Origin of the sequence: Actinoplanes sp. NPDC026670 (genome assembly GCF_040638175.1) — a bacterium.
Taxonomy (GTDB): domain Bacteria; phylum Actinomycetota; class Actinomycetes; order Mycobacteriales; family Micromonosporaceae; genus Actinoplanes.
In genome coordinates this window covers 1-25,299 of sequence record NZ_JBEZXU010000025.1, presented here as the reverse complement: position 1 = coordinate 25,299, position 25,299 = coordinate 1, and the positions used below count along the sequence as shown (strand labels likewise).

At 67.8% G+C, this 25,299-nt stretch carries 28 protein-coding genes and 2 tRNA genes; 17 read left to right on the top strand and 13 right to left on the bottom strand.

Annotated elements, in window-relative coordinates; genetic code table 11:
• Nucleotides 1-26: 26 nt before the first annotated feature.
• Complete coding sequence (locus tag AB0E94_RS24205) at nt 27-1,517, top strand: proton-conducting transporter membrane subunit (protein ID WP_360329896.1); 1,491 nt, start codon at nt 27-29, stop codon at nt 1,515-1,517.
• Nucleotides 1,518-1,534: 17 nt separating this feature from the next.
• Here AB0E94_RS24205 and AB0E94_RS24200 read toward each other — a convergent pair whose 3' ends face one another.
• The 8 genes from AB0E94_RS24200 to AB0E94_RS24165 form a co-directional block, all read right to left on the bottom strand.
• Nucleotides 1,535-2,203, bottom strand: coding sequence for an MOSC domain-containing protein (locus AB0E94_RS24200; protein ID WP_360329893.1), 669 nt, complete (start codon nt 2,201-2,203; stop codon nt 1,535-1,537).
• Nucleotides 2,204-2,217: 14 nt separating this feature from the next.
• Nucleotides 2,218-3,063, bottom strand: a complete 846-nt coding sequence (locus tag AB0E94_RS24195) for a GNAT family N-acetyltransferase (protein ID WP_360329636.1) — start codon at nt 3,061-3,063, stop codon at nt 2,218-2,220.
• Nucleotides 3,060-4,070 (bottom strand): LLM class flavin-dependent oxidoreductase, encoded by a 1,011-nt coding sequence (locus AB0E94_RS24190; RefSeq protein WP_360329634.1) that lies wholly within the window; start codon nt 4,068-4,070, stop codon nt 3,060-3,062. Before AB0E94_RS24190 ends, AB0E94_RS24195 begins: the two co-directional genes overlap by 4 nt.
• Nucleotides 4,071-4,076: 6 nt before the next feature.
• Complete coding sequence (locus AB0E94_RS24185; RefSeq protein WP_360329632.1) at nt 4,077-4,487, bottom strand: DUF1707 domain-containing protein; 411 nt, start codon at nt 4,485-4,487, stop codon at nt 4,077-4,079.
• 121 nt (nt 4,488-4,608) lie between these two features.
• Nucleotides 4,609-5,865 carry an MFS transporter gene (locus AB0E94_RS24180; RefSeq protein ID WP_360329631.1) on the bottom strand — a complete coding sequence of 419 codons (1,257 nt, stop codon included), beginning with the start codon at nt 5,863-5,865 and terminating at the stop codon, nt 4,609-4,611.
• 130 nt (nt 5,866-5,995) lie between these two features.
• Nucleotides 5,996-6,862 (bottom strand): zinc metalloprotease HtpX, encoded by an 867-nt coding sequence (gene htpX / locus AB0E94_RS24175; protein WP_360329629.1) that lies wholly within the window; start codon nt 6,860-6,862, stop codon nt 5,996-5,998.
• Between the two features lie 823 nt (nt 6,863-7,685).
• Complete coding sequence (locus AB0E94_RS24170) at nt 7,686-8,243, bottom strand: Uma2 family endonuclease (RefSeq protein ID WP_360329627.1); 558 nt, start codon at nt 8,241-8,243, stop codon at nt 7,686-7,688.
• A 384-nt stretch (nt 8,244-8,627) separates the two neighbouring features.
• Nucleotides 8,628-8,702, bottom strand: a tRNA-Tyr gene (locus AB0E94_RS24165).
• A gap of 96 nt (nt 8,703-8,798) precedes the next feature.
• On the opposite strand from AB0E94_RS24165, the gene AB0E94_RS24160 reads away from it, so the two are divergent.
• Entirely contained in the window at nt 8,799-9,644 is an 846-nt protein-coding gene (locus AB0E94_RS24160) for a hypothetical protein (RefSeq protein WP_360329625.1), read from the top strand.
• Between the two features lie 136 nt (nt 9,645-9,780).
• Entirely contained in the window at nt 9,781-10,065 is a 285-nt protein-coding gene (locus AB0E94_RS24155) for a DUF3892 domain-containing protein (protein ID WP_360329623.1), read from the top strand.
• A gap of 111 nt (nt 10,066-10,176) precedes the next feature.
• On the opposite strand, the gene AB0E94_RS24150 is transcribed toward AB0E94_RS24155, so the two are convergent.
• Both AB0E94_RS24150 and AB0E94_RS24145 read right to left on the bottom strand, forming a co-directional pair.
• Nucleotides 10,177-10,404 carry a DUF397 domain-containing protein gene (locus tag AB0E94_RS24150; RefSeq protein ID WP_360329890.1) on the bottom strand — a complete coding sequence of 76 codons (228 nt, stop codon included), beginning with the start codon at nt 10,402-10,404 and terminating at the stop codon, nt 10,177-10,179.
• A gap of 229 nt (nt 10,405-10,633) precedes the next feature.
• On the bottom strand, nt 10,634-10,960 hold the full coding sequence (locus AB0E94_RS24145) for a hypothetical protein (RefSeq protein ID WP_360329621.1): 327 nt from the start codon (nt 10,958-10,960) through the stop codon (nt 10,634-10,636).
• A gap of 277 nt (nt 10,961-11,237) precedes the next feature.
• On the opposite strand from AB0E94_RS24145, the gene AB0E94_RS24140 reads away from it, so the two are divergent.
• On the top strand, nt 11,238-12,032 hold the full coding sequence (locus AB0E94_RS24140; RefSeq protein WP_360329619.1) for a helix-turn-helix transcriptional regulator: 795 nt from the start codon (nt 11,238-11,240) through the stop codon (nt 12,030-12,032).
• A gap of 5 nt (nt 12,033-12,037) precedes the next feature.
• Nucleotides 12,038-12,373 (top strand): DUF296 domain-containing protein, encoded by a 336-nt coding sequence (locus AB0E94_RS24135; protein WP_360329618.1) that lies wholly within the window; start codon nt 12,038-12,040, stop codon nt 12,371-12,373.
• A 100-nt stretch (nt 12,374-12,473) separates the two neighbouring features.
• Here the strand turns inward: AB0E94_RS24135 and AB0E94_RS24130 are convergent, their stop codons facing one another.
• Entirely contained in the window at nt 12,474-13,172 is a 699-nt protein-coding gene (locus AB0E94_RS24130) for an HAD family hydrolase (protein WP_360329617.1), read from the bottom strand.
• On the bottom strand, nt 13,169-14,035 hold the full coding sequence (locus tag AB0E94_RS24125) for a winged helix-turn-helix domain-containing protein (protein ID WP_360329615.1): 867 nt from the start codon (nt 14,033-14,035) through the stop codon (nt 13,169-13,171). Before AB0E94_RS24125 ends, AB0E94_RS24130 begins: the two co-directional genes overlap by 4 nt.
• A 348-nt stretch (nt 14,036-14,383) precedes the next feature.
• Here AB0E94_RS24125 and AB0E94_RS24120 point away from each other — a divergent pair, with 348 nt between their 5' ends.
• The 8 genes from AB0E94_RS24120 to AB0E94_RS24085 all read left to right on the top strand — a co-directional run bounded on the left by AB0E94_RS24120 (nt 14,384) and on the right by AB0E94_RS24085 (nt 22,470).
• Nucleotides 14,384-14,629, top strand: coding sequence for a DUF6284 family protein (locus AB0E94_RS24120; RefSeq protein ID WP_360329614.1), 246 nt, complete (start codon nt 14,384-14,386; stop codon nt 14,627-14,629).
• Entirely contained in the window at nt 14,629-15,369 is a 741-nt protein-coding gene (locus AB0E94_RS24115; RefSeq protein WP_360329612.1) for a DUF2637 domain-containing protein, read from the top strand. Before AB0E94_RS24120 ends, AB0E94_RS24115 begins: the two co-directional genes overlap by 1 nt.
• Nucleotides 15,370-15,395: 26 nt before the next feature.
• The gene (locus AB0E94_RS24110) at nt 15,396-15,596 is read left to right on the top strand and encodes a hypothetical protein (RefSeq protein WP_360329610.1); all 201 of its coding nucleotides are present in this window, start codon (nt 15,396-15,398) and stop codon (nt 15,594-15,596) included.
• Between the two features lie 96 nt (nt 15,597-15,692).
• Nucleotides 15,693-17,879 carry a cell division protein FtsK gene (locus AB0E94_RS24105; RefSeq protein ID WP_360329608.1) on the top strand — a complete coding sequence of 729 codons (2,187 nt, stop codon included), beginning with the start codon at nt 15,693-15,695 and terminating at the stop codon, nt 17,877-17,879.
• A gap of 416 nt (nt 17,880-18,295) precedes the next feature.
• A complete protein-coding gene (locus AB0E94_RS24100) occupies nt 18,296-18,571 on the top strand; it encodes a hypothetical protein (protein WP_360329607.1) in 276 nt (91 codons plus the stop codon).
• A gap of 27 nt (nt 18,572-18,598) precedes the next feature.
• On the top strand, nt 18,599-20,551 hold the full coding sequence (locus tag AB0E94_RS24095; protein ID WP_360329887.1) for a DUF3987 domain-containing protein: 1,953 nt from the start codon (nt 18,599-18,601) through the stop codon (nt 20,549-20,551).
• Between the two features lie 306 nt (nt 20,552-20,857).
• Nucleotides 20,858-21,046, top strand: a complete 189-nt coding sequence (locus tag AB0E94_RS24090; RefSeq protein ID WP_208469128.1) for an excisionase — start codon at nt 20,858-20,860, stop codon at nt 21,044-21,046.
• Nucleotides 21,043-22,470, top strand: coding sequence for an integrase (locus tag AB0E94_RS24085; RefSeq protein WP_360329605.1), 1,428 nt, complete (start codon nt 21,043-21,045; stop codon nt 22,468-22,470). The genes AB0E94_RS24090 and AB0E94_RS24085 overlap by 4 nt, the downstream gene beginning before the upstream one ends.
• Before the next feature lie 136 nt (nt 22,471-22,606).
• Here the strand turns inward: AB0E94_RS24085 and AB0E94_RS24080 are convergent.
• Nucleotides 22,607-22,687: transfer RNA gene (locus AB0E94_RS24080), tRNA-Tyr, on the bottom strand.
• A 148-nt stretch (nt 22,688-22,835) separates the two neighbouring features.
• Here AB0E94_RS24080 and AB0E94_RS24075 point away from each other — a divergent pair.
• The 4 genes from AB0E94_RS24075 (at nt 22,836) to AB0E94_RS24060 (ending at nt 25,211) form a co-directional block, all read left to right on the top strand.
• The gene (locus AB0E94_RS24075; protein WP_317788741.1) at nt 22,836-23,327 is read left to right on the top strand and encodes a YajQ family cyclic di-GMP-binding protein; all 492 of its coding nucleotides are present in this window, start codon (nt 22,836-22,838) and stop codon (nt 23,325-23,327) included.
• A gap of 114 nt (nt 23,328-23,441) precedes the next feature.
• A complete protein-coding gene (locus AB0E94_RS24070) occupies nt 23,442-23,726 on the top strand; it encodes a hypothetical protein (protein WP_360329604.1) in 285 nt (94 codons plus the stop codon).
• Nucleotides 23,727-23,771: 45 nt separating this feature from the next.
• A complete protein-coding gene (locus tag AB0E94_RS24065; RefSeq protein WP_360329603.1) occupies nt 23,772-24,398 on the top strand; it encodes a LysE family translocator in 627 nt (208 codons plus the stop codon).
• A 9-nt stretch (nt 24,399-24,407) separates the two neighbouring features.
• Nucleotides 24,408-25,211, top strand: coding sequence for a sulfurtransferase (locus AB0E94_RS24060; protein ID WP_360329601.1), 804 nt, complete (start codon nt 24,408-24,410; stop codon nt 25,209-25,211).
• Nucleotides 25,212-25,299: the final 88 nt, after the last annotated feature.

Sequence of the window (25,299 nt, the reverse complement as noted above, 5' to 3'; positions counted from 1 at the left end):
TTCGACGTCGACCTGCCGGGAGTGCGCTGATGAGAAGTCAGGCCGTCGATCACATCGCGCTGCTGCCGCTCTACCTCGCCGCCGGAACCGCGGTGCTGGCCCTGCTCGCCGACCTGTTCACCGGGAAACGTCAGGTGATCATCGGCGTTACCGTCCTCGGCGCGATCGCCACCGCGGCCGGCGCCCTCGCGGTCGGCCCGTGGGATCCGACGTTCTGCGCCACCGGCGGCTGCTCCTGGGTGCCGACCTGGCCGGCCGCCGTGACCGCGGCCCTCTTCGGCGCCCTGACTGCCGGCGTGCTCACCCTGTCAGCGCCCACGCTGCGGATCGGCGCCGCCCCCGCCGGGGAGTACTGCTTCCTGCTCGCCTGCTCGATGACCGGCGGCGTGACCGTCGCCTACGCCGGCGACCTGCTCACCCTGATCGTCGGGTTGGAAACCCTGACCCTTCCGCTGTACGTGCTGGTCGGCCTCCGCCGCTACGCCCCGATCGAGCGCCCCGACCTCCGACCGGCCGAAGCCTCACTGACGTTCTTCCTGGTCAGCGTGGTTTCAACGGCGATCGCCCTGCTCGGTGTCGCCCTCAACTACGCCGCCACCGGAACCGTCCACCTGGCTCTGCTCGGTCCGGCCGGCACCCCGTTCGCCGCCCTGGCCGGGGTCGGCGCCGCCCTCCTGGTGATCGGCCTGGCCTTCAAGGTCGCCGCCGTTCCGCTGCACGCCTGGGCGCCGGCCACCTACGACGGCGCCCCGGTGCCGATTGCCGCCTACCTGTCCACCGCCTCGAAACTGGGCGGCGTCCTGGCCCTCGCCGCGGTGGTAGCCCACCTGGACACCGGCGCGGTGATGTCCGCCCTGGCCGTACTCACGATGACCGTCGGCAACCTGGTGGCGCTGCGCCAGACCCGGATGGTCCGGCTGCTCGCCTGGTCCTCGGTGGCCCAGGCCGGCTACATCCTGGCCGCCTTGGCGATGGGCGCTCCCGGAGTCCCGGCGGCCCTCGCCTACGCCGTCTTCTTCGTGGTCCTGGAGCTGATCGCCTTCGGCGTGGTGGTCGCGTTGCGCCCGCCGACCACCCTGATCCCCACCGCCGAACAGGCCGAAGCCGACGGCGGAACCCTGGAGGACTTCCGCGGCGCCGCCCGCCGCCACCCAGGGCTGGGCGCTGTGTTCGTGCTCGCGATGGCCGGTCTGGCCGGCCTGCCACCGGGCTTGGCCGGCTTGTTCGCAAAGGTTTCGGTGGTCTCGTCCCTGGTGGCCGAGGGCTGGATCTGGCTGGCCGCCGTGGTGGTGGTGAACGCGGTGATCGCCCTGGCCTACTACATCCGAGTGGCGGCTCTCCTCTACACGGTCCCCGAACACCCGGGAATCCACGTCGCCGACCCGGGCCTGATCTACGACGCCACCCACCCCCGGCACCGGGTGGACGCCCCGGTCGCGGCCGCCCTGACCGCAGCCACAGCCTTGGCCGTGTTCCTGGGCTTCGCCCCCCAGCTGCTCCTGAACGCCCTGACCTGACCGGAAGGCAGAGGGGGCTACCGGCTGGAGTCAGCCAGGCGTTTCTCGATCTCGACGCGCAGCTGGGGCGGCAGCGCCTCGGCCACCAGCAGGCGGGACAGGTGCTGCGGGTTGTGCATGTAGACGTCGAAGGCCTCGGCGATCGTCAAACCGTGGTCGGGCCGCGAGACGACCTCGATGCGGGCGTCGGGGGCGATCGCGCCCTCCTGGACGATTCGCAGATAGGCGCCGGTGCGGTTGGACGCGGCGAACCGCTTGATCCAGCGCGGCTCGGCCATCCGGTGCTGGAACGTGGAGCACGGGATCCGGCCGAACGTGGTTTCCAGGATCACCTCGTCGCCGACCTGCCAGCGCTCACCGATCACCGCGTTGTAGAGGTCCAGGCCCGCGGTGGTCAGGTTCTCCCCGAACAGCCCGGGGGCCAGTTCCCGGCCGAGTTCGGCGGACCACCAGGCGTAGTCCTCCACCGAGTACGCATACACCGCCTGATCGTCGCCGCCGTGGTGTTTGGTGTCGCCGATGAAGTCGCCCACCACACCGCTGTGCAGGCCTGTCGTCTTCGGGCCGGGGCGGCGGACCGTCACCGGGTGGCCGACCGGGCGCTTGCCGATGCCCGTGGTCATTCCGGAGTTCTTCGCCGGGTTCGGCTCGGAGCCGCCGACGTTCAACGAGACGAGACGGCCCACACCAGGAGAGAGGGTCATCGCGAGAACTCCACCACCGCTCGGTCTTCGATCGGCCGGTAGCCCAGCCGGGGGTACAGGGCGTTGCTTGTCGGGTTCGCCAAGTCGGTGAAGAGGACCACGTCCGTCGCGCCGGCGTCCAGCGCATTTCGGGTGGCGGCCGTCGTCGCGGCACCGGCGAAACCCTGTCTGCGGTGCTCGGGTGGGGTCCACACGTACTGGATCCGGGCCATGCCGGCCTCCGGCCTGGTGTAGGCGGCCGTCGACACCGGTGTGCCGTCCACCTCCCAGAGGGCGATACCGCCGTAGACCATCCGGTCGTCGACGAGAGCCGCCAGGTTCGGCGGCTCCTCGCCGATGTACTCGTTGAAGCTCCGGAACCAGTCGATCAACAGCGCACGGTCGGCCGGGCCGGCCACTCGGGCCGCGCCCGGCGGGAGCGGGTCGGGCGGGGTGAGCTCTGCCAGCTCGAACAGGCGGCTCTGCCGGCCGGCGTGAGCTGTGCCCCCGTTGCGGGCCGTCCAGGCCGCGGTGAACGCCGGGATGTCACCGACCAGCATGTTCACCGCGGTCGGCCGGTGCGGCGAGAGAGCCGCCGCGGCCTCGGGAACGGCCGCGGGCGGCACTTCGGTCAAGGTGAGCGGGTAGGGCGGCGTCTGCAACAGGGCACCGGACACCTCTTGGGTACGGTCATCGGCCCACCAACCCAGGATCGGATCGCTTTCCCCGTACGCATGCGGGCCCTTGGAAAGCAGGGATGCAGTGACCGTGAGCAGAACGGTGTGCCGGACGGGCGATGAACGCAGGAAGGGGCCGGCGTTCTCGGCGAAAGCCGAGACGTCGGAGGTGATGTGCCAGGTCATCGGGTCCACGCTTTCGCGATGCGGGCCAGGCTGTCGATGCGGGTGGCCGGGTCGTGGACCGCGCCGGCCAGGATCAGCTCGTCGGCGCCGGTGCGGTCGGCGAGATCCTCCAGCGCGGCCACCACCTCGTCGGCGGTTCCGGTGAACTGGGTGCCGGGCAGCGACTCCAGCACCGCGAGGTCCATGTCGGACAGCTGCCGCTGGGCGGCCGTCTCGGGCGAGACCATCGGGCCGAGTCGGCCGGTACGCAGACTGAGCGCCATCACCCGACTCGGACCGGCCAGGTAACGGGCCTCCTCGGCGGTCTCGGCGGCCAGGGCGGATGCGCTGACCATCACCCACGGCAACGGGAACCGTGGTGACGGCTGGTAGCCGTCCCGATACAGCCGCAACGCTCCGTCCACATCGGAGGTCGCCGAGAAGTGGTACGCGAAACAGAACGGCAGCCCCAGCGCGGCCGCGATCTGTGCGCCGTAGGTGGACGAGCCGAGAATCCACACCTCGGGGAACGACTCGGCGGCCGGAGTCGCGGACAGCCGGTCGGTCGGCACCCGCTCGTCACCGAGCAGGCCGAGCAGCGTCTTCAGATGGTCGGGGAACTGCTCGACCGTCAGATAGGGCGAAACACCCCGCAACGCGGCCGCGGTGGCCTGGTCGGTGCCCGGCGCCCGGCCGATGCCCAGGTCGACCCGCCCCGGATAGAGCGCCTCCAGCAGGGCGAACTGCTCGGCCACCACGAACGGCATATGGTTCGGCAGCATCACACCGCCGGAACCGACCCGGATGTCCCGGGTGTGCGCCGCGATGGCGCCGATCAGCACCGGCGGTGACGTCGACGCGACAGCCGGCATGTTGTGGTGCTCGGCCACCCAGAACCGGGAGAAGCCCAGATGGTCGGCGGCCGCGGCGATCTCCAGGGTGCCGCGCAGCGCATCGGCGCTGGTGTGGCCCTCGCTGACGGTGGCCAGGTCGAGCACGGACAGCGGAACGCGTTTCGGTGCGGTCATGCGGGCTCAATCTTTCCGGTTCGGAGAGCGGATCGCCTGCACGCCCACGGTCACCGCGCCGAGCGCCACACCCGGCACCAGCAGCCAGATCGGCCACGGGTAGACGCCGCCGCCGTTCGAGACGGTGACCAGGGCATAGACCACGACATTCACCGCTGCCAGAGCGCCGAAGATCGTCCAGAGAACGATCAGGGCGGTCGGCAGGCGACGGGTCCCGCCGGCACGTGATCCGGGACGAGGGAGGTCCTTCACGAGGACGAGCAACTCGGCGTGGGTGCGTGCGGCGTACGCCAGACCGATGCGCTCGTCATACTCATGCAACGACAGACGGCCCTCGTCGAGCGCGAACTTCAGCCGGTCGGCGATCTGCTGGCGGTCCGCATCCGCCGCGCGTAGGTTTTCGACCTCTTTGGACATCGCCGCCCCCTCGTCACGCTCGTCCCCGTCAGGCTATCGCGGCGACCACTCACACAAAGGTGCCCATTCTCGATCTTGTGGAGGTCGGCGGGACAGGGCGTACCCGAAATCCACCAGATCGCTAATGGGCCGCGCTCGCGAGCCTCTCGCCGGCGTGCCGATCGGCGCGGGCCATTGAACCCTCCGGAATCGCCGCAACCGCCGTGGCCAGCAGCAACACTGCCGCCGCGAACACGAACGACCAGGGCAGACCGCCCGGCTGGTCGACGATCACACCGGCCAGGGCGCCACCGGCCGCGCTGCCGGCCACCGAGACGGTGACCATCCAGGTGTAGGCCTCGTTCAGCATGCCGGCCGGGGCGATCCGGCCGACCAGACTGTTCTCCACGGTCAGGGCGGGCGCGATGGTGGCGCCGCCGAGCACGAGCGCGGCGCCCAGCCAGAGCGGGCTCGGCATGAACGCCAGCACCAGGAAACTCGCCGACACCGCAGCCAGCAGCCAGGCGAACTGCCGGGACAGGGCCATCGCCGGGCGGCGCGTGCCGAACCAGATGCCGCCGATCGTGCTGCCGATCCCCCAGACGCCGAGCAGCACGCCGCCCAGGGCCTCGCCGCCGCCGTGCTGGGACGCATACGCCGGGACGATCACCCCGGCCGCGCCGAACGCGGTGCCGAGCGCGGTGACACACAGCAGCAGCGCCGGGAAGCCACCGGCCCGCAGCGGGCCCAGGCCCTTCGCCGCGGTCTCCGGATCGTGGGCGCCGCGGTGCCGCATCACCGGCAGCCGGGCCACCCACGCGGTGCCGACCAGCGTCACGAGGCCCGCGCAGATCAGTGCGGCGGCCGGCTCGGCGGTGGCCACCAGGAACGCCGCGACAAGCATCGGGCCGAGCACGAACACCAGCTCGAACAGGGAGGTCTCGGCGGCGATCGCGGCCGACCGCAGCTCGAGCCGGCCGGTGCCGGGAGCGGTCATGTCCGTCCACGCACGACGGATCGCGGCTGTCGACGGCGGATAGGTGGCGCCGGCCGCCGCCGACGCCACGAAGATCCACTCCAGGTGGTCCACGCCGCCGTGGCTCGCCAGCAGCAGACCGGCCAGAGCCAGCGGGTGCAGGATCGCGGTCGCCAGCAGGATCGGGCCGGCGCCGATGCGGTCGGCCAGCCGGCCGGCGACCGGGCTCAGCGCCGCGCCCGCCAGCGCGTAGACACCGCCGGCCAGGCCCGCTGCCGCGTATCGCCCGGTGGTCTGTTCCACCAGCAGGAGCAGCGCCAGCGGGGTCATGCCGATGCCCAGGCGGGCCAGGATGCCGATGACCAGCAGAACCTTCGCTCCGGGCAGTTGCCACACGCCAAGGTACTGCCGCAATGCGGTCACGGGGGGCCTCCGGCTGCCGGCGTCGGTAACGAGCGAAATGCTCCTCGAGGCTAACGTCGGCGAACCGGAGGCTCATCTGGTTTATGGGCAGCGTCTCACCGCTGCCGGTGGTGCTTGCTCGTGCAGCGTCTCACCGGTGCCGGGTCAGAGCCGCCTGCTCGTGCAGGCGGCGAACCCGCTCCTCCATCGGCGGATGCGTGCTGAACAGCGCGGCCAGACCGCCACCCGCGAACGGGTTCGCGATCATCAGGTGGGCGGCGCTCGCCAGGCGTCCGTCCGCCGGAAGGGGCGCGCGGGCCGTACCGTAATGGATCTTCTCCAAGGCACTGGCCAGGGCGAGCGGATCGCCGGTCAGCGTGGCGCCGGAGGCGTCCGCCTGGAACTCCCGGTTGCGGGAGATCGCCAGCTGGATGATCGACGCGGCCAGCGGGCCGAGAATCATCATCAGCAGCAGACCCGCCGGGTTCGGGCTGTCCTCGTCGTCGCCACCGAAGGGCAGGAAGAACGCCAGGTTCGCGAGCATCGTGACGATGCCGGCCAGGCCCGCGGCGACGCTGGAGATCAGAATGTCGCGGTTGTAGACGTGCGACAGTTCGTGACCGATCACCGCCCGCATCTCACGCGGCTCCAGCAGGTTCAGGATGCCGGTGGTCACCGCCACCGCGGCGTGCTGCGGATCACGGCCGGTCGCGAACGCGTTCGGCTGCATCGTCGGCGAGACATAGAGCCTCGGCATCGGCTGACCGGCGGTCTGAGCCAGCTCGCGAACGATCGCGTACAGCCCCGGCAGCTCCGCCTCGGTCACCGGCCGGGCGCCCATCGCCCGCAGCGCGATCTTGTCGGAATAGAAGTAGCTGACAGCGTTGGCCACCAGCGAGACGAACACGGCGAGCACCAGCCCGGTGCTGCCGCCGAGCCAGTACCCCACGGCCAGGATGAGGCCGGTGAGCAGACCCAGCAGGGCGGCCGTCTTGAGGCCATTGTGATGGCTGGACAACTTTCACTCCTTCGGCTTGCGGGCTTGTGACCCGCATTCCAAGGAACATCGGTTGCCTACGTGTTCATCCGTGTGCGCGCTGTGACTTCGCTGACGACCATTCCGGGAGTACGGCGTGGCCCGCCCCCACCCACAACCACCAGTCCCGCCCCCACCACGCGACGTTCCCCCAGCTCAAGACCAAACCGCGCCCGCCGGGCTGAATCCGCCACTCACCAGTTCGAGCGTTCGCGACCGGGGGCGGTCACGCCCGAGACCGCGAGCCGTCGCTCAACACCGGAATGCGGGCGTTTTCACCGTGCTGAGCGACGGCCGGGGCCCGCGAAACCCGCCGCCGCCGATTCGGCGCGCGCACCGACTCGGCAACGTCGACCAGCGCACACAATGGCCGATCGTGTGCTTCTCCCTTGCCCCCAGCAGGGACAGGAGCGCACGCACGGCCGATCGTGAGCGTCCAGCCACGCCAGGACGACGACACAAGCACACGCAACGTCAACGTGTGCGTCCGTCACCGCTACGGCGCACGGCCAGGTCGCCGCCCTCGATGACTCTCACTCGATAGAGGCCCGGCGCCCGCGGTACCTGGAGCCGAGCGGCGCGATCGGCCAGGGAATGCCAGTCACATCACGCAAGAGAGAACGCCATGTCACCAACGCCGATCCAGCCGCCGGGACCTTACTACCGACACGTCGTCTGCTGAGGCCGTGGTTTGGGTGCGGGCGTCGGCCGGTCAAGGCTTAGTTGCTGCCGCGCCGCTCCGCAGCTTGCCACCGAATAGGTGGTATCGATGGCGAGTGAACGGCGCTGCCGGCGGCCGTACCCGTCAGCGGCGGACGAGAGTCCGGGTGTCGAGTTCGAACCGGAACGGGAATTCGGAGATCAGGCTCGCGCCGGTCTTCACCACGTTTTCCTCGACGTAATGTTGGCCGTCGAGGCGGTTGAGCCGCAGCGTCAGCGAATCCGGCGCCTCATGCTCGACCAGGAGGTACCACCCGATGCCGGCCGCAGCGTAGAGCTGCATCTTGAGTACACGGTCCATGGCGGCGTTGCTCGGCGAGACGATTTCACCGATCAGAAGGACCCGAGAGGCGTCTGCCGTGACGGCCTCTTCGTCCTGGTCGACCACGACCAGGTCAGGGATGACGATCCGGCCGCTGTGCAGCCGGATGTTGATCGCCTCGTACACGAAGAGCCCCGCCGGCTCGGCACCCTCCTCCAGCGCGTTCGCCAGACGGCGGGAGAGACGCTGATGGCTCATGCTCGGCGCGGGGCTCACCACCAGACTCCCATCGATGAGCTCGATCCGATCCGTCGTCTCACCGAGCGCAAAATACTCGTCCTCAGTCCATGGACCGACGTGGTCAACCACTCCCGCGCTCATCGACGACGTCACCCCCAGCAGCGGCTCACAAGAAGATGCTTCCGCCCACGGTACGGCACCCCAGGCGACACAGCGTCCCTGGAAAGCGGCACGCCGGCGTGAGGAGAACGAGAGCCGAGGCGGTGACCGTGCCACTCGAATGCCGCGGGCCGCACGCGGAACGCGACGGCCTCACCTACTTACGGGCTTCCTCAGACATGCCACGTCCGTTCAGGCCCATTGTTGCTTCACGAGCCTCTAACGGGCCGGGTGAAGGGCGGTATGAACCTGACTCGGTTGGGGGACGAGTGGGGGAGAGGGCCGGATCCTGCCGGACCCCTAGATCACAACGAGAACGGCCCCGGTCAGCGTTTCCGCTGGTACCGGGGCCGTTCTGTCTGCCTGTGGCGGGTAGAGGATTCGAACCTCTGTAGCTTTCGCGACGGATTTACAGTCAACGTCACCCCTGGCCCGTGAGCTGCTGAAATCTTCATCCTGAAGATATTTTGGGGGACATATGGGGGAGGGGAGCGCAGCGTGGCCCCGCGCTTGGGCAAGCTGTAGTGGCCCCTCGAAGTGGCCTACACCATAGCCCGGCTGCTGTCAGCCACATTCACGATGCTGTCTCTTGCCATCGGCCTGTCGGCAACTACACTGTTACTGAAGTCGACCACAGGGGAGGTGGTGTCGATGGCCATGGAGGAGAACGGCTTCCTGGAGTACCTGCAATTGCAGGAGGGGCGGCCTGACCTAGTGACAAAGTCGGAGCTGATCAGCGAAGTCCGCAAGGCTGGGTACTCGCTGAGTGATCGACAGCTGACCTTCTATGTCACAGAGGGCCTCGTGCCTCGCAGTGTCCGTGTTGGCTCACGGGCCGGGGCCTACCCGGCAATCGTCGTGAGGCTCATGACTTGGATCCTCCAGTCACGCGATGAAGGGGTGCCGATTGAGGCACTACGCGAACTGCTCCCCGTGTGGAAGTTCTTGGTTCGTGCGGCCAGCGCTCACACCCTGGACCTGGGCGAACTGGAGTATGTCGCTCGTCAGCATGTCACTTCCACCGAAGGCTCGATCGCCACTCCCCGGCTAGTGGCCAACGTTTTCCACCTTTGTCGCCTTTGTGCTAGTTGTGGCGATGAGATGATGGTTGTCCACAAGGATGGGACTCGTAAGAGGTTGAACGACTCTGGCACCACGATCGGGTTCGCTATTGCGCGGACGGTGCCATCGGAAGGCAGTGAGGAAGGGGCGCAGTCGCAGTGGATTGCATCGACGCGCATCACGCTCGCAGCGCCGCGCAACCATTCGACTGACCCGACGACTGTGATCCTGGGCTTGAAGCCCAACATGCCGCTTCCGCCGGATCCCCGTACCGGTGGAGAAGAGATCCCTGACGAGGCGAGGGAGGAAGTGCACGACTGAGGGGGAGGAGTAGTGGTTGAGACGGGCGTTGGCGCGCCCGCCTCAACCGAGGGTCGCTACGCAACCCGTTGAGCGACGTAAGCGTACGGCCCTTACTCCTGGTAATTCAAGACGCCACAGAGAGTAAGGAACTGAATTGGCTATTCGCATCACAGCCATCCGCCTGTCGGGTGGCGACGACCATGAGCACATTGTGCGGCTTTGGTGGGTAAACCCATCGAGCGCGTCGGAGGAGAAGAACAACTCTCGCGCTGAGATCGTTGCGTGGATCGAGACCACGAACGGTAAGGCGTACGTCGAAGACGCGAGGGGTAACCGCGTCGATGTGGGTGTAGTGAAGCCGAAGTACGGCGAGAAGTACCTCCGCACGCACGCTGACGGTATCTGGACTAATAACCTCTTGTCGCTTCCGCGGAGGTAGCGCCTGGGCTGCCAGATGGAAAGTCATTCCCGGTTGGCGTCCGTTGCCGCTGACCGGGAATGACGTCCAACATCCGATTTCGGCTACGTGCGAGAAGTGGTATCGGCTTGGCTACCCCCGCCGTGCGTTGAGCCCGTTACGGTCGAAGTCGCCGTGGCGCGCCCCCTCTAGGAACGCGGACCACTCGTCCGGCGTGAACAGCAGTGCTGGGCCGTCCGGGTTCTTCGAGTCGCGGACCGCGGTCGCCTGCCCGACGAACGCGACCTCTACGCAGTTGTCACAGTTTGGGCCGCTGAAACTGCTCTTGAACCACTCCGCGTCGTCCAACTCGACGCTCATGCCCTTGACCTCGATCATGATGTCTCCCTCCTGCCCGGCCGCTTCGGCCGGGACGTCTTTGCCTGTGAGGCGTAGGCGGTAGATGGCGTCATCGCCGCTTCCGTCATCGATGGACGCCAGAGTGAGCCGGGCGGCCGGCACTCGCGTTACGAATCCGGGGCCGGCGCCCGTGTCGATCCACACTTCGGCCCACTCGTCGTCCAGCTCGCGCGGGCCGACCACCAGCGGTTCATGCACGCGGAATCACCAGACCCGGCGGAGTTGAGGCGTCCGGCGCGGTGTCGCCGTGGGTTCCGCGACACGTCCTGCACAGCGCGCGGGTGGCATCACGAGGCCGGTTCGACGACGGCACGTACAGATGGGGGCCGTAGTCGACGCGCTCGATGACGACGTACGGTGCGGTATCCGGACCGCCGCCAGTGCAGATGCAGTAGCGGTGACTTGGATTCGCGGTGACGGCCTGGAGGACCGGCAGGCTCGGTGCGGAATGGCCCATGATCTCCGGACAGGACGACGTGTGGAAGATCGCGCCCGGCGGGTACTCACGGAGACTCACGCTGTCCGCTCCGTCCGCTGGGTTCCCGGATCGGTCAGGGAGGCACCGGGTAGCGGCAATGTGTTCTCGCCGCACCGGGGGCACCATCGGCTCTTCACCCTGAACAGGGTCAGTCCGGCCGCGAAGCCCAGACATAGAAACACGATCGCGACGACGCCTACCACTTCGCCCCCCAGGTGAGTAATGATTCCTATTGGCCCAGCATTGACCTGCGGACAGCCACGCCAAAGACAGCGGGTGTCTTCAACCCGCTTCACTTCGGGATCAGGGGTAGCGGATGAGTCAGCTAGGCGCGATCTTGAAAGAGGCGCGAACCTCAGCTGGCCTGTCCCTGGCCGGAATGGCGAAGCGAACCGGCTACAGCCGCTCGCACATCGGCAACATTGAGAACGGCGTACGTCAGGCGACCCCCGACGTAATACGAAAGTACGAGGAAGCGTTAGGGGATTCGTTGAAGCGCCGAAGTCTCTTGCTGGGAAGTCTTGGCATTCTCGCTGCCGGTTCGGAAGACGACACGGCAACGGCAATAGCGCATGAGATCACGAACGGGCGTAGCGGCCTACTGACGGAGTTGCAAACAAGTCACGCCACCGATAAGGCGATTGCCGCGATCGTCTCCCAGGATGCGGCTTCCCTTGCGGCTCTGAAGAAATGGAGCCATCGGGGTAAGGCCGTTCTCCGGGTGAACTCTGCTGGCATCCTCGCGAAGACCCGTTCCCCGTTGGCTGGCACGGAAGCCGTCAGCGTCCTACGCGCTGACGGGGACGTGCGGGAGCTGTACGCCACGGCTGTACTGAGTCGTGTTCTCGCTCTCCCGTGGGAAGACGCTGCCCAGTCGACAACGAGCGGCATGCTGTCCGACGTCCAGGTCGCGCGCATGGCTGAGGAACTGGCGAACCCCTACGACGCTGGCGCCCGTTGGTGCGCCACTCTCGCCCTTTACCGGAGCCGGGACAGCGATCCTGAAGCCGTTTCCGGTGCCCTTCTTTCGGCCCTCCGGGTGGAAACGGCGGCCGAAAACCTTCGTGCGATCGGTTCCGCCTTGGCGGGTATCGACCCCCTGAAAATCTAGGAGTCGTGTTGCATCTGATCACTGTTGAGAAAGATCAGGAAGTTCTGGCGACAATCGGTGCGGCTCTCGCTGAGCTAGGTGTAACCGCCGGGTCGATGACCTTGATCGGAGCTGTGCAGACAGCCACCGTCTCGGTGATGAAGAAGGACGATGCGCTGACTGACTATCTGCGCACCTACGACCAGCCGCTAGAACTGAGCGGCACTGGAGAAATCTGGGACGGCAAACCGCACATCCACGTCACGCTGTATGCGGAGGATTTCGTAACCGGCGGACATCTGCACTCCGCGACGGTCCGAGACTTTTTCGTTCACGCCTACATCGCGCCATTGGCAAGCTGATATGAGGAGGCCCTCCATATGATGATGGAGGGCCTCACGGATTTTCGCATGGCATGGTCGAAATCAGTTCCTCGGAGTAGTCGCGTAGCTCGACTCGGGCCTACAGGTGTTCGGCGCGCTCGATCAGGATCCGTGCGACGGTTCCCATGCTCGTGATCACTGCGTCCGCTCCGGCCTGCCGGAACGGTTCTTCTTTCGCGGGCCGGTTCGCGTAGGCGATGCTTCGTACTCCCGCAGCATGCGCGCCCTCGATGTCGGAGAGCGAGTCACCCACCAGGACACAGCGTGTGGCCGGCACACCGACGGCTTGAACTGCTCTCAGGATCGGTGCGGGGTTCGGCTTCATCTGGCCCGGATCGGCATAGGCTCGGCCGACGACCGGCGAAACGTAGGCGCTGAGCCGGTGTGCTGCGAGGTAGGCCGAGACTGCCCCCGCTGAGTTGTTGCTCACGATCGCGACCGGCAAGCCTGCCTGACGGGCGGCAACGATGACTTCACGGCCGTACGGGGTAGGCATGGCCGAATCTGCCGCGATGCGCTCTGCCTGACAGAGCGCATCCTCAATTGCCCGGGTGGTCCTCGGGTTCCCCGCCTTGTCTGCCCATCGGAGGACTTCGAGCGGATCCTGTTCGGTAGCTACCCCCGGTGGCACGTCCACACCGTGTTGCCGAAGCACCTCGACCAGCTCGGCGGCGATTCCGGGTGCGGGGTGGCCGGCGAAGATTCCGCAGACCGGTCCGTCGAAGTCCAACAGCACGGCGTCGATGTCGGCCATGAGCCGATTGAGGTCGGTACTCATCCGTCGTACCGGTACGCGATCGTGGACCACATGGAGTCGAACCATTGGCGGGACGCTTCCACGAACTGGGTGCCGTGAGACGCGTCGTCATCGGTCACGGCGTAGTGGAACAACGGCACGTCTTTGCCCATCAGGTCATAGATGGCCATGGGCTCACCCTTGATTGACACGGTGCGCTCGACGACCGGATAGAAGCCGTAGAAGACCTCTTCATTGTTGAGAATGTAGAGCTTGAACAGGGGCGAAGCCCTGTGCATCCGAACTTCGACAGTGGCAGAGCGCACCAAGCCGAGATCGCCCAGTTCGGCCACCTGGTCCATGACACCGTCTGCGGCCCGGCGGGTAATTCGCTCGGCCCGTTCCCGGACGGCCGGATCGTCGGATTGGGTCTCGGCGCGTGCCGGTAGGGCCATCGGGGCGGTCATGTCGGAGATCAGCACCCGAACGGCGATGCTCTCCGGCGCAAGCCGACCAACACGCACCTTGTCGAGCGCTTCGGCGAGTGCGTCGCGCAGCGTCTCGCCAGAGAACCCGGCGAAGTCGATGGACACGTGAGTGCGCTCGAACGAGGCTTCGATGTGCGGCCGCAGCTCGACGGCGCGCTGTGTCTGCGCCCGGACGAACGCGCCGCTTCCCTGGCGAGTGACGATCAGACGCTCGGTGCGGAGCACCTCCAGGGCGCGTTTGACGGTCTCCCGGGCCACGCCATAACGGGATGCCAGATCGGGTTGCGACGGGAGCTTGTCCCCAGGCTGTAGCCGCCGGGTGAGGATCGCCGCGCGGAGCTTGTTGGCGATTTGTTGGGACGCCTGCTTGGGGTCGTCGGGATCAAGTTTTCCGAGGTAATCCAGGTCTTCAGCCACCTCACCACCATACATCTGACTAGCCAAGCCGGGAAGGCTAATCATTTTTGGGGTTGACCTGACTAGCCAACCGGGCCTAGCTTGATCTCGGGTCGCATGGCTAGCCAAGCGGTCCAAGCCGGTCGGTAGGACGGGAACGGCGGCACGTGGTTGCCGTACGCCATGACACCGCCGTGCCCGGTCGATCTTTGAGAACTGAATGCAGTGGGCCGCACCTCCCCGTAGCGCAGACGATGCGCCGAAAAGGTCGCCAGCACGGCTAAGGCCCGTGTAACCGCAACCCTCTCTGTGCAGCTCAACGCGGGTGATGGCACCCGTGCTGGCTCTCATCCCTGGAAGGACTTCGCTGTGAACAAGCACTCCCTGAACCTTGACGGCCCGACCCCAGCCGAGCTGAACGCGATCGACGCCGAGTGGCCGCTGATCGCTGCTGAACTGGATGTCCTGGACGCCGAGATCACCATCATCAACGCCGCCGATCACGGCGGTCCCTCCCCGCTGGACTGGCGTCGACTGCGCCGGGCTGAGGCTCGCGTTACCCGCGTTGCCGCCGAGCTGGCCGTGCGGCCGGCGGTCCGGAAGGCGGTCGCCTGATGACCTCGGAAATCACCCGTCTCAAGCGCATCGGCTGGGGCGTACGGGCAGTGTTCGCCCTGGGGATCGCCGCTTCACTCGCGGGCAACGTCCTGCACGCGACGGACAACGCGATCAGTCAGGCCATCTCGGCATGGTCCCCGCTGGCCCTGCTGCTGGCGGTCGAACTGATCTCGCGCATCCCGGCCCGGCGCGGCGCGCTCTCGGCGGTCCGTCTCGGCGCTACCGCGGTTCTCGCCGGGATCGCCGCGTGGGTGTCGTACTGGCACATGGTCGCGGTCGCGACCAAGTACGGCGAGGCCGGTTCATCGGCCTACCTTCTGCCATTCAGCGTGGACGGCCTGATCGTGGTCGCGTCGATCAGCCTCGTTGAGGTCGGCGCACGCATCCGAACCCTGACTGACGCCAGCGTGAACGCTCCGGCGGCCGGCGCTTCGGCCATGACGGATCCTGCCGAGACCGTGACGGTTGTCCACGCCGATCCGGCCCCGGTCGTCGACGAGGCTGCACCGACCACGGTCAGGAAGGCGTCCGCGAAGCGGGTCACGCCGCGCCCTGTGTCGGCCGAGAAAGTCGCCAAGGTGGCCGCCCGGATGCCTGATGCGCCGGTCTCGCAGATTGCCGAAAAGGCCGGTGTGTCCGTCTCGACCGCGCGCCGTCACCTTGCTGCTCTGCGTGTCACTGATGCGTCACCGACCGGCCCGGTTGCTGCGGAAACACCCGCTCTCGTCGCTGCCTGACCCCGTCCACTGAACGGAGCACCGTCATGGAAACCACCGAACGCATCTATCCGCTGCCCGCGACCACCGATGACCCGCGATTCACCTACGGGCTGTTGGCCGACGTGGCGCGTCTGCTGGCGCGGCACGGCTACGACATGCCCACCGACGGGCGTGACCTTCTGGAGTTGCAGGGTGCCCTGTTCGGGTTCCTGTACGCGCTGCCCGGTGACGTGCCCGGTCAGTGACTTCGCCCGGCGGCACGGCCCGAAGCCTGCCAGCGTCCACCGTGCCGCCGGTCCCCATCCCGTAAGCCCGGTTTCGAGCCCACAGGAGAGACCCTGATGGTCCCGCAGAATCCGATCCCTGACGATGACAACTTCGACTGGACTGCCGCTGAGGCGGACGTGACCGACGGCGCTGACGTGGTCGACTTGACCGCCGCCCGGACGCGCCGCACCGGTGCCACCGTCCCCCAGCCCGACGACACCGGCGAGGACGCCGAGACGATCGACGACGCCCCGCCGGTCGCGGGTGGTCCGGTCGATGCGGCCGACGACATTCCGCACGACGTCCTGATCCGTCAGCGGGAGCGCCGGCCGATCCTGGCGGAGTGGGCCCGGTCGTGGCGCGGCTTCAAAGCTGCCGTCCGGCACCAGAGCAAGGATGCCGGGTACGTGGTCGCCTATCACGCCGTCCGGTCGCCGAAGTACACCGCCAAGGCCCTGGTGTGGGCTCCGGTCGGGTTGTTCCGGGGTCTCGGCCGCGCCCTGCACTGGGCGACCGCCGAAGAGGGCAACTGGGACCTTCGGCAGGCTGCCGCGCAGCGTGGCGAAGCGGACCTCTGGCTTAAGCTCGACGCCCGACGTCAGAGGCAGAGCGTGTGGCGCTGGTGGGTGCTCGGCTTCGGCGCGGCGGCCGGCGCGATCGGTGCTGTCGTGGTGGCGCTCGGCCCGACGTGGTGGGCCTACCTCGCTGCCGCCCTGGCGCTGCCGATCCTGGCGACGCTCGGTCGTCCGGCGGATCGGCCGATCACCGACCGGGTCAGTGAGGGCACCCGGTATCGCAAGCTCACGGCCGAGCTGGTGCGCCGCGCGTTGACGTCGCTTCAACTCGCGGCGATCAACAGTGCGGTTGCCAAGGATCCGAAGGCGATCACGTTTCCGGTCGACATCCACCGTGACGGCCCCGGGCACATCGCGATCGTGGACCTGCCGTTTGGTGTGGAAGCTTCCGACGTGATCGCCCGCCGGGGCCGGTTGGCGTCGGCTATGCGGCTCCCGCTCGATCAGGTGTGGCCGTCGGCCGCTCCCGGGCACACCGGTCGTCTCGCCCTGTGGGTGGGATACGAACCGGCGTCGCAGATGAGCCAACCGCCCTGGCCGTTGCTCTCGGAGTCGGCCAAGGTGGATGTGTTCAAGTCGTTCGCGTTCGCGACCACACCGAAGCTGGACACGGTGACGGCGTCGCTGATGTTCCGTAACTGGCTGTTCGGTGGGCAGCCCGGTTCGGGTAAGACGTTCGCTCTGCGGAATCTGCTGCTGGCCGCGAGCCTGGATCCGCGTACCGAGATTCGTGGGTACGAGTTGAAGGGTGTTGGGGACTTCGCGGTTCTCGAACCGGTGATGGCTGAGTACGGCAACGGCTTCGATGAGGAAACCCTCGCCAAGTGCTTCGCGTTCATCGAGTGGCTGTACGAGGAGTGCCGCCGCCGCTCGAAGCGGATCGAGCACTACGCCCGGTTGGGTAAGGCCCCGGAGAACAAGGTCACCCCCGAGCTGGCCAGCTTGAAGGACTCGGGGTTGCACCCGTTGATCGCTTGGTTTGATGAGCTGCAAGAGCTGATGACCAGCAAGTTCGGCAAGGAAGCCGGAGAGCTTCTGGAGAAGGTCATCAAGCTCGGCCGGGCGCTCGGGGTGATCATCCTGATCGGGACGCAGATCCCCGACGCCAAGAGCCTGCCGACCGGCATCAGCCGCAACGTCAACTCCCGGTTCTGCCTGTCCGTAGCGGACCAGACGGCGAACGACATGATCCTCGGGACGTCGGCCTACAAGCAGGGCTTCCGGGCCACGATCTTCAAGCCGGTCGATGAGGCCGGATGGGGTGTGCTCCGCGGCTTCGGCGACGTGCAGACGGCCCGGTCGTTCGAGGTCGACACGAACAAGGCGAGGCCGATCGTGGCCCGCGCGGTCGCGTTGCGCACGGCGTCCGGCAACATCCCCACCTTCCCTGCCGAGCGGGATCTCGGCCCGGCGCACGCGGTCCTGGACGACGTGGCCCGGATCTGGCCCGACGGTGAGGACGAGGTGTGGAACGAGACGCTGATCGAGCGGCTGACCGAGCTTCGACCCGAGGTTTACGAGGGCTGGAAGCCGATTCAGCTCACCAGCGCTCTCACGCCGCACGGGGTCACGGTGAAGCAGATCGGCCGGCGCATCGACGGTAAGCCGGTCACCCGGCGCGGCCCGGTCCGCAAGGAAGTCCTCGCCGCCATCGCGGAGCGTGACCGCAAACGCTCCGGCGCCTGACCCGGTCCGGGGCTGCTAGCGCTAGCGGCACCCCCTGCTAGCGCTAGCACCCCCGCTAGCACCCAAACCGAATCCTGAGCTGCTATCTAGCGGATAGCAGCTCACGGCCCCGCACACCCAAAAACCGGCCCCGGAGGCTGCTGTGAACCCCCAGGTCACCACTGCTATCGGCCTACTCGCCATCCTTACTGTTGTCACCCTCTGTTACGCATTTGCGTGTTGGGTGTGGCCGTTCAAGGCCTGCCGCAAGTGCGACGGCAGCGGCAAACGCCGCTCCCCGTCCGGCCGCGCGTTCCGTCTCTGCCGCCGCTGCGACGGCACCGGCCGCCGACTGCGTGCCGGGCGCTGGATCTACAACCACCTCTCTCGCCGCCGCCGCGAAGCCCGCTGACTAATCCGCTCGGAAGGAACCCGCTGTGCGCCTGTTCGCCCGCATCGCTGACCGCATCCACGCCCGCCACGACGCCGCCGCTCGCGCCCAAGGCCTCACCGTCACCCGTCTGCCCGACGGACGCCGCCAGGTCGGTCACCCCGACCTGGCCGCCCTGCTGGAAGCCCGCCGCCGCCGGATCATCACCGACGGCCCCGACATCGCGGACCGGCTTCTGCTGGATCCCGCGACCCTCGCCGCCCTGGACGCCACCCGCGCCCGGATGGCCGCCGACAAGGCCGCCGGACGTCGCACCGCCTGACCACCCGCCCAGTTTGAAAGGAGTCGACTGGTGACCCAACCCGGGTACGACCTGGCGGCCGAGCAGGCCGTCATCGGTGCCGCCCTGCTGGCTCCCAACCTGATGGCAGACCTTGCCGTCACCCTCACCCCCGGCGACTTCGTCCGCCCCGCGCACGGAGTCTTGTGGGAAGCCATGTGCGGCATGCACGCGGCCGGCACCCCGACCGACACCCTCACCGTCGCCGCCCATCTGGCCGAGACGGGTTCGCTCGGCAGGGTCGGCGGGGTGCCCTACCTGCACACCCTGATCGCTGAAGTCCCGACCGTCGCCAACGCCGCCCATTACGCGGGCATCGTCGCCGAGTTGGCGAAACGGCGAAAGGTCGCCGATCTCGGCGCGCAGCTCACCCAACTCGCCGCCTCCGGCGCGGACACCGCCGATCTGGTCGCGACCGGCCGCGCGCTGCTCGACAACGCCGATGCCCCCGGCGGGTGGGCACCGATGATCCCGCTCGGCAAGGGCCGTCACCTGCCCACGTTCCCCGCCGAGCTCCTGCCCGGTTGGGTGGCCGATCAGGTGCACGCGGTCGCCGAGTTCACCCAAACCCCGATCGACGCCGCCGGGAGCATCGCGCTCGCGTGCCTGTCCACGGCGGCCGGGGGCCGGGCCGAGGTCGAGGTACGTGGATCCTGGCGGGAACCGACGAACCTGTTCACGGTCGTCGTCCTGCCGCCCGGCTCCCGCAAGAGCGCGGTGTTCGCTGCCATGGTCGCCCCGATCCTGGTCGCCGAAAAGGCCCTGGTCGAGCGGACCGCGCCCGCGATCATCGAGGCGGAACTGTCGGCCAAGGTCGCGGGCAAAGCGGCCGAGAAAGCCGCTCTCGCCGCCGCCAACGCCGACCCGTCCGGCCGGGACACGTTGATCGCCGAAGCGACCGCCGCAGCGATGAACGCTGAGGCGATCACCGTTCCGGTGAAGCCGCAGTTGGTTGCCGACGACGTCACCAGCGAGACGGCCCAATCGATCCTCGCCGAGCAGGGCGGCCGGTTGGCTGTCCTGTCCCCTGAGGGCGGCATCTTCGCCACCATCGCGGGCCGGTACTCCGGCACCCCGAACCTGGAGGTGTTCCTCAAAGGACACGCCGGAGACATGATGCGCGTCGACCGGCTCTCCCGCGACGGTGGCCACGTCGACAAACCCGCGTTGACGATGGGACTCGCGGTTCAGCCGGAGATCCTTCGCGACATCGCGGGCATGCCCGGCTTCCGGGGACTCGGTCTGCTGGCCCGGATCCTGTTCGCCGTCCCGGAGAACACGGTCGGGTTCCGCAAGATCGGGGCCGACCCGATCCCCACCGAGACCGCTGCCCGGTATCACGGCAACCTTCACGCCCTGGTCCTCACCCTCGCCGAATGGACCGATCCGGCCGTGCTGGTTCTCACCCCGGCCGCCAACGATGCCGTTCTGGACATCGAACGGCAGGTAGAGCCCCGGCTCGCCCCGGGCGGCGCGTGGTCACACGTCGTCGATTGGGGGTCGAAGTACACCGGCGCGGTCGTGCGGATCGCTGGACTGATTCACCTTGCCGAGCATCTGCGCGACGGGTGGGGCAAGCCGGTCGACGTCGACACCATCCGGCGGGCCGCACTGATCGGCGAGTACTACGCCGCTCACGCCCTGGGCGCGTTCGACGACATGGGCGCCGACGTGGCTACCCGCAACGCCCGAACGATCCTGGCGTGGATCGAGCGCACCGACACCCGCGCGTTCACCAAACGCGAAGTGTTCCGCGCCCTCAAGTCGTCACAGCTCCCCACCGCTGGCGACTTCGACGCCCCGCTGTCGGTCCTCGAAGCTCACGGCTACGTCCGGTCCCTCGACCCGCCCGCCCCGAAGCGGGCCGGGGGCCGACCGCCGTCGCCAAGCTTCCTGGTCAACCCCGAGGTTCACCGACCGGCTGCGACCGTGCACCCGCTCACCGCGCGCCGAGCCTCGTAACCCCTCTGCCAGAACTGCCACAACCGCCACAACCCCCACCGCCGAGAGGTTCTGGCAGTTGTGGCAGTTCTGGCACGGCACCTTGGCCCGCACCGCCCACGGCCGACACGCGACCGCGAGAGCCGGACAGCGGCATCGGCGCATCCCTCAATGCCTGGACGCGTAGATCTCGGCTCAACGTGGCTCTCAGGCAGTTTTAGAAGCTTTTGTGTTGCTTCGCGTAACTGCATTTCACCCCTTGCCGCTGAGCGTCCACATCGGTCGCTGAGCGGACTGCTCAACACCTCGCCAGGGAGGCCGGAACCCGTGGCCAGCGAATTTCTGACCCTCGACGAATTTCTCGCTCAGATGGCGGTTCCCCGATCGACGTTCTTCCGCTGGAAGGCCATCGGTCAGGCACCGCGCCACTACAAGATGCCCAACCGCCAGATCCGCATCCGCCGTACCGAGTTCGAGTCCTGGCTGTCCGCCCGAGAGGAACCGCAAGCTGCATGAAAACCAGCCACGACGTGCAGATCTTCAGCATCGAGGAGCGGAAGTACGCTCCTGCCAACGGCGGCAAGCCGCGGGTGTCCCATCGCGTCCGGTGGCGCGTAGCTGGCCAGAAGTTCGGCGACACCTTCCACACGAAGGCTCTCGCCGAGAGCTTTCGATCCCGGCTGATCACCCACCAGCGGGAGGGAACCGCATTCGACACGGCGTCGGGTCTTCCCGAACCGATGGCCCGCGAGCTGAGCCAACAGAACTGGTTCGAGCACGCGATTGCGTACGCGGAGATGAAATGGCCCCACGTGGCAGCGAAGCACCGGAAGGGCATCGCCGAGACCCTGGCGGGGGTCACCGTGGCACTGATTCAGGGGCGACGAGGTGCGCCGTCCGATGCGCTCCTACGGCGTGCCCTGATCACCTACGCGTTCAACAAGCCTCGCCGCACGGCAGGGCCGCCGCCGGCCGAATTGGCTTCGGCTGTTTCCTGGTTGGAAGACAACCCGGTGAACCTCGGTGATCTGGCGGAACCGGCCGCCGTCCGGAAGGTGCTCGACAGCTTGGCACTCAAGCTGGACGGCACCGCTGCGGCGGCAAGCACGGTCGGCCGGAAGAAGGCTGTATTCAGCGGATCGCTCCGGTACGCGGTCGAGTTGGGGCACCTCGCCGCTTACCCGATGGATCGTGTGAAGTGGATGGCCCCGAAGAAGGCGGAGGAGGTAGACCGGACCGTCGTCGCGAATCCTGAGCAGGCACGGAGACTGCTTAGGGCGGTTCGCGAGACGACACCGGAAATGGAAGCGTTCTTCGGCGCGATGTACTACGCCGGACTTCGCCCGGAGGAAGTCCTCAACTTGCATGACCTGCACTACGAGCGGCCCCGCGAACCGGATGGTTGGGGGTGGCTGCACCTCGGGGGAGCGGCGGTAGAGGTCGGGGAAGCCTGGACCGATACCGGCGAGTCGATCGAATACCGGGCACTCAAGCACCGGGGAGAGAAGGACACGCGGGACGTGCCTGCCGAACCGGCCCTCTGCGCGCTTCTGGACTGGCACATCAAGAAGTACCCGCCGGGGAAGGACGGCCGGCTGTTTGTCACCAGGCGCGGCCCCGGCGGGATGTACCGGCCGTCGAACGGCAAGCCGGTTACCGCGAATGCCCGCCACACGGCGTGGCGCAAGGCTCGCGAGAAGGGTCTGACTCCCGCCGAGTTGGCGGCCGGGGTAGCGCCCGTGCCATACAGCCTGCGGCACGCGTGCCTCTCCGGATGGCTGAACGCGGGTGTCTCGGCCGCCCTGGTCGCGACTTGGGCAGGGCACAGCATCGCTGTCCTGCTGAAGATCTACGCGAAGTGCCTCTATGGAGAGCAGGAGGCGGCACTCCGGCGCATCGAGGCCTTCCGGCAGGGTTACGCCGCGCCCGAAGCTGCCTGATCACGGCCCCAAAGTTCGGGGGACGTATGGGGGACAGCGGGTGAGATCCAACGCGATTGAGTGAGACTGAGTGAGATCAACGAAAGAGGCCCCTGACCGCCGAATCGGCTGGTCAGGGGCCTCTTTTGCTTGCCTGTGGCGGGTAGAGGATTCGAACCTCTGTAGCTTTCGCGACGGATTTACAGTCCGCTCCCATTGGCCGCTCGGGCAACCCGCCTGGGCAACCACCCCGGTCTCCCGCGGCGGCGGACATAAGAATAGCCGTAGCGCGAACCCCATCAACAACCGGGTACGGTCGGCATGTCGCGGGCCCTCGGGAGCTCGCTGTAGAGCATCGACAAGCATCCAGCCGCAGGAGTCTGATCATGGCAGCCAACCCGTCGTTCGACATCGTGAGCAAGGTCGACCGGCAGGAGGTCGACAACGCTTTCAACCAGGCGGAGAAGGAGCTCGGGACCCGGTTCGACTTCCGGGGGACCGGGACGAGTGTCGCCAAGTCGGGGGAGGCGTTCACGATCACCTCGGAGACGGAGGAGCGGGCCACGGCCGCGCTCGACGTCTTCAAGGAGAAGCTGGTGAAGCGCAACATCTCGCTGAAGTCGCTGGACGCGGGGGAGCCCCGGCAGTCCGGCAAGACCTGGAAGATCGACCTGAAGGTGGTCGAGGGGATCGAGGCCGACAAGGCCAAGGCGATCAGCAAGAAGATCCGGGATGAGGGGCCGAAGGGTGTGCAGGCGCAGATCCAGGGCGACCAGCTCCGGGTCACCGGTAAGAAGCGTGACGATCTGCAGGCCGTGATCGCCCTGCTCAAGCAGGAGGACTTCGGCGTCGCCCTGCAGTTCAACAACTACCGCTGACGGGGGATCGGCCGGCCGGGAAGTGGACGGCCGTACCTCAAAAAAGCCGTACCTCAAAAAAGCCGTACCTCAAAAAGCCGCTCAGGCTGGGGAAAAGACGCGCAGACTGAGGCCATGAGCACGGCGGCGGCCCTGATCGGGTTGGTGCTGGCGGTGTTCGGGGCCCGGATGTTGGTGACCGGCACCGCTCCCGGCCTGATCGCCCGTTCCTTCCGCACGCCCCGGCAGGCCGGTGGATACCACCTGCTCTTCGGCACCGCCGTGCTGGTCTTCGTCTTGGGCGCGACTCAGCTCACCGAACTGGCCGCGATGATCGCGACGCTCCTGGCGGTCGCGATGGTCGCGGTGGCGGTGGTCTATTTCCGGCCGGGCAGCCGCAGCCGTGACCACGAGAAGTGATCCCGGCCACTGACGCACCGGGACCGTGCCGCCTAGGAATGGGCCATGGACCTGACCGATGCCGTTCTCTCGTTCGCCGTGCTCGGGGCTCTGCTGACGATCACTCCGGGGCTGGACACCGCGCTGGTGCTGCGGGCCGCGATCACGATGGGGCGGGGCCCGGCGTTCGCGACGGCGCTCGGTATCAACGCCGGCGCTCTGGCCTGGGGCGCGGCGGCCGCGGTGGGCGCGTCCGCGCTGCTGGCGGCGTCGGAGTTGGGCTACATGATGCTGCGCCTGGCGGGTGCCGCCTACATGATCTACCTGGGCGTGCGGATGATCTGGGGCGCGTCGAGGAACGGCCCGGAGGCCGAGGCGCAGGTGACGACCGCCACGTTCTGGAGCACGTTCGGCCGTGGCCTGCTGACGAATCTGCTGAACCCGAAGGTCGGCGCCTTCTACCTGGCGGTGCTGCCGCAGTTCGTGCCGGCGAACGCCGATCCGCTGTCGACCGGCCTGCTGCTGGCCCTGGTGCACGACGTCGAGGGCCTGATCTGGTTCACGATGATCATTCTGGGGGCGCAGGCGGCCCGCGCCTTTCTGGCCCGGCGCGCGGTTCGGCGTACCGTCGATGCCGGGACCGGGGTGGTCCTTCTGGGTTTCGGCGTGCGGTTGGGGCTGTCCAGCCGGTAGGGGGCTGTGGTGATCGACCCGGTGGTGGACGCTTCGTGGATCGCGGATCGCCAGGTGGTGCTGGCCGACGTCCGGTGGTACCTGGACGGCAGGTCCGGCCGGGAGGCGTATGAGCGCGGGCATCTGCCGGGTGCGGTCTTCATCGATCTGGACACCGCGCTGGCGGGCCCGGCGTCGCCGGCCGAGGGCCGGCATCCGCTGCCGGATCCGGAGGTGTTCGCGGCGGCCTTGGCGTCGGCCGGGATCCAAGATCAAGATCAGATCATTGCGTACGACGACGCGGGCGGACTGGTGGCGTCGAGGCTGGTCTGGCTGCTCCGGGTGACGGGGCACGACGCAGCGCTCCTGGACGGCGGCTTGACTGCCTGGCCGGGTGAGCTGACCACGGAGATCCCGGTCCGCCCCGCGTCGAAGTTCACCGCCCGCCCGTGGCCCGCCGACCGCCTGGCCTCGCTGGAGGAGACGGTGTCCTGGCCGGGCCCGGTGCTGGACGCCCGTGACGCGCCCAGGTTCCGTGGCGACACCGAGCCGGTCGACCCGCGTGCCGGTCACATTCCGGGCGCACGAAACCTGCCCTGCCGCGACAATGTCGGCGCCGACGGTCGTTTCCGGCCCCCGGCCGAGCTGCGCGAGCGGTTCGCCGCGGTGGGGGTGGAGGCCGCCGCCGACGTGATCTCCTATTGCGGCTCGGGGGTGACCGCCTGCCACAACCTGATCGCGCTGGAGCACGCCGGCCTGGGCGCCGGCCGCCTGTTCCCGGGTTCCTGGTCGCAGTACAGCCACACCGGCCGCCCGGCCGCGACCGGCGACTGATTCCCTATCGGGGATTTGTTGTCAAGTGCGGGTCTGCTTGACGGTCGGTGAGGGTGCCGGGGAGGATTTGTGTGGGGAAGGTCGCCTC

Coding starts and splice junctions, on each gene's coding strand:
- AB0E94_RS24190 (WP_360329634.1), bottom strand. CDS start 4,070: ATGACCGCACCGAAACGCGTTCCGCTGTCCGTGCTCGACCTGGCCACC.
- AB0E94_RS24150 (WP_360329890.1), bottom strand. CDS start 10,404: ATGAGCGTCGAGTTGGACGACGCGGAGTGGTTCAAGAGCAGTTTCAGC.
- AB0E94_RS24085 (WP_360329605.1), top strand. CDS start 21,043: ATGAAAACCAGCCACGACGTGCAGATCTTCAGCATCGAGGAGCGGAAG.
- AB0E94_RS24105 (WP_360329608.1), top strand. CDS start 15,693: ATGGTCCCGCAGAATCCGATCCCTGACGATGACAACTTCGACTGGACT.
- AB0E94_RS24075 (WP_317788741.1), top strand. CDS start 22,836: ATGGCAGCCAACCCGTCGTTCGACATCGTGAGCAAGGTCGACCGGCAG.
- AB0E94_RS24130 (WP_360329617.1), bottom strand. CDS start 13,172: ATGAGTACCGACCTCAATCGGCTCATGGCCGACATCGACGCCGTGCTG.
- AB0E94_RS24065 (WP_360329603.1), top strand. CDS start 23,772: ATGGACCTGACCGATGCCGTTCTCTCGTTCGCCGTGCTCGGGGCTCTG.
- AB0E94_RS24140 (WP_360329619.1), top strand. CDS start 11,238: ATGAGTCAGCTAGGCGCGATCTTGAAAGAGGCGCGAACCTCAGCTGGC.
- AB0E94_RS24070 (WP_360329604.1), top strand. CDS start 23,442: ATGAGCACGGCGGCGGCCCTGATCGGGTTGGTGCTGGCGGTGTTCGGG.
- AB0E94_RS24110 (WP_360329610.1), top strand. CDS start 15,396: ATGGAAACCACCGAACGCATCTATCCGCTGCCCGCGACCACCGATGAC.
- AB0E94_RS24185 (WP_360329632.1), bottom strand. CDS start 4,487: ATGTCCAAAGAGGTCGAAAACCTACGCGCGGCGGATGCGGACCGCCAG.
- AB0E94_RS24115 (WP_360329612.1), top strand. CDS start 14,629: ATGACCTCGGAAATCACCCGTCTCAAGCGCATCGGCTGGGGCGTACGG.
- AB0E94_RS24195 (WP_360329636.1), bottom strand. CDS start 3,063: ATGACCTGGCACATCACCTCCGACGTCTCGGCTTTCGCCGAGAACGCC.
- AB0E94_RS24170 (WP_360329627.1), bottom strand. CDS start 8,243: ATGAGCGCGGGAGTGGTTGACCACGTCGGTCCATGGACTGAGGACGAG.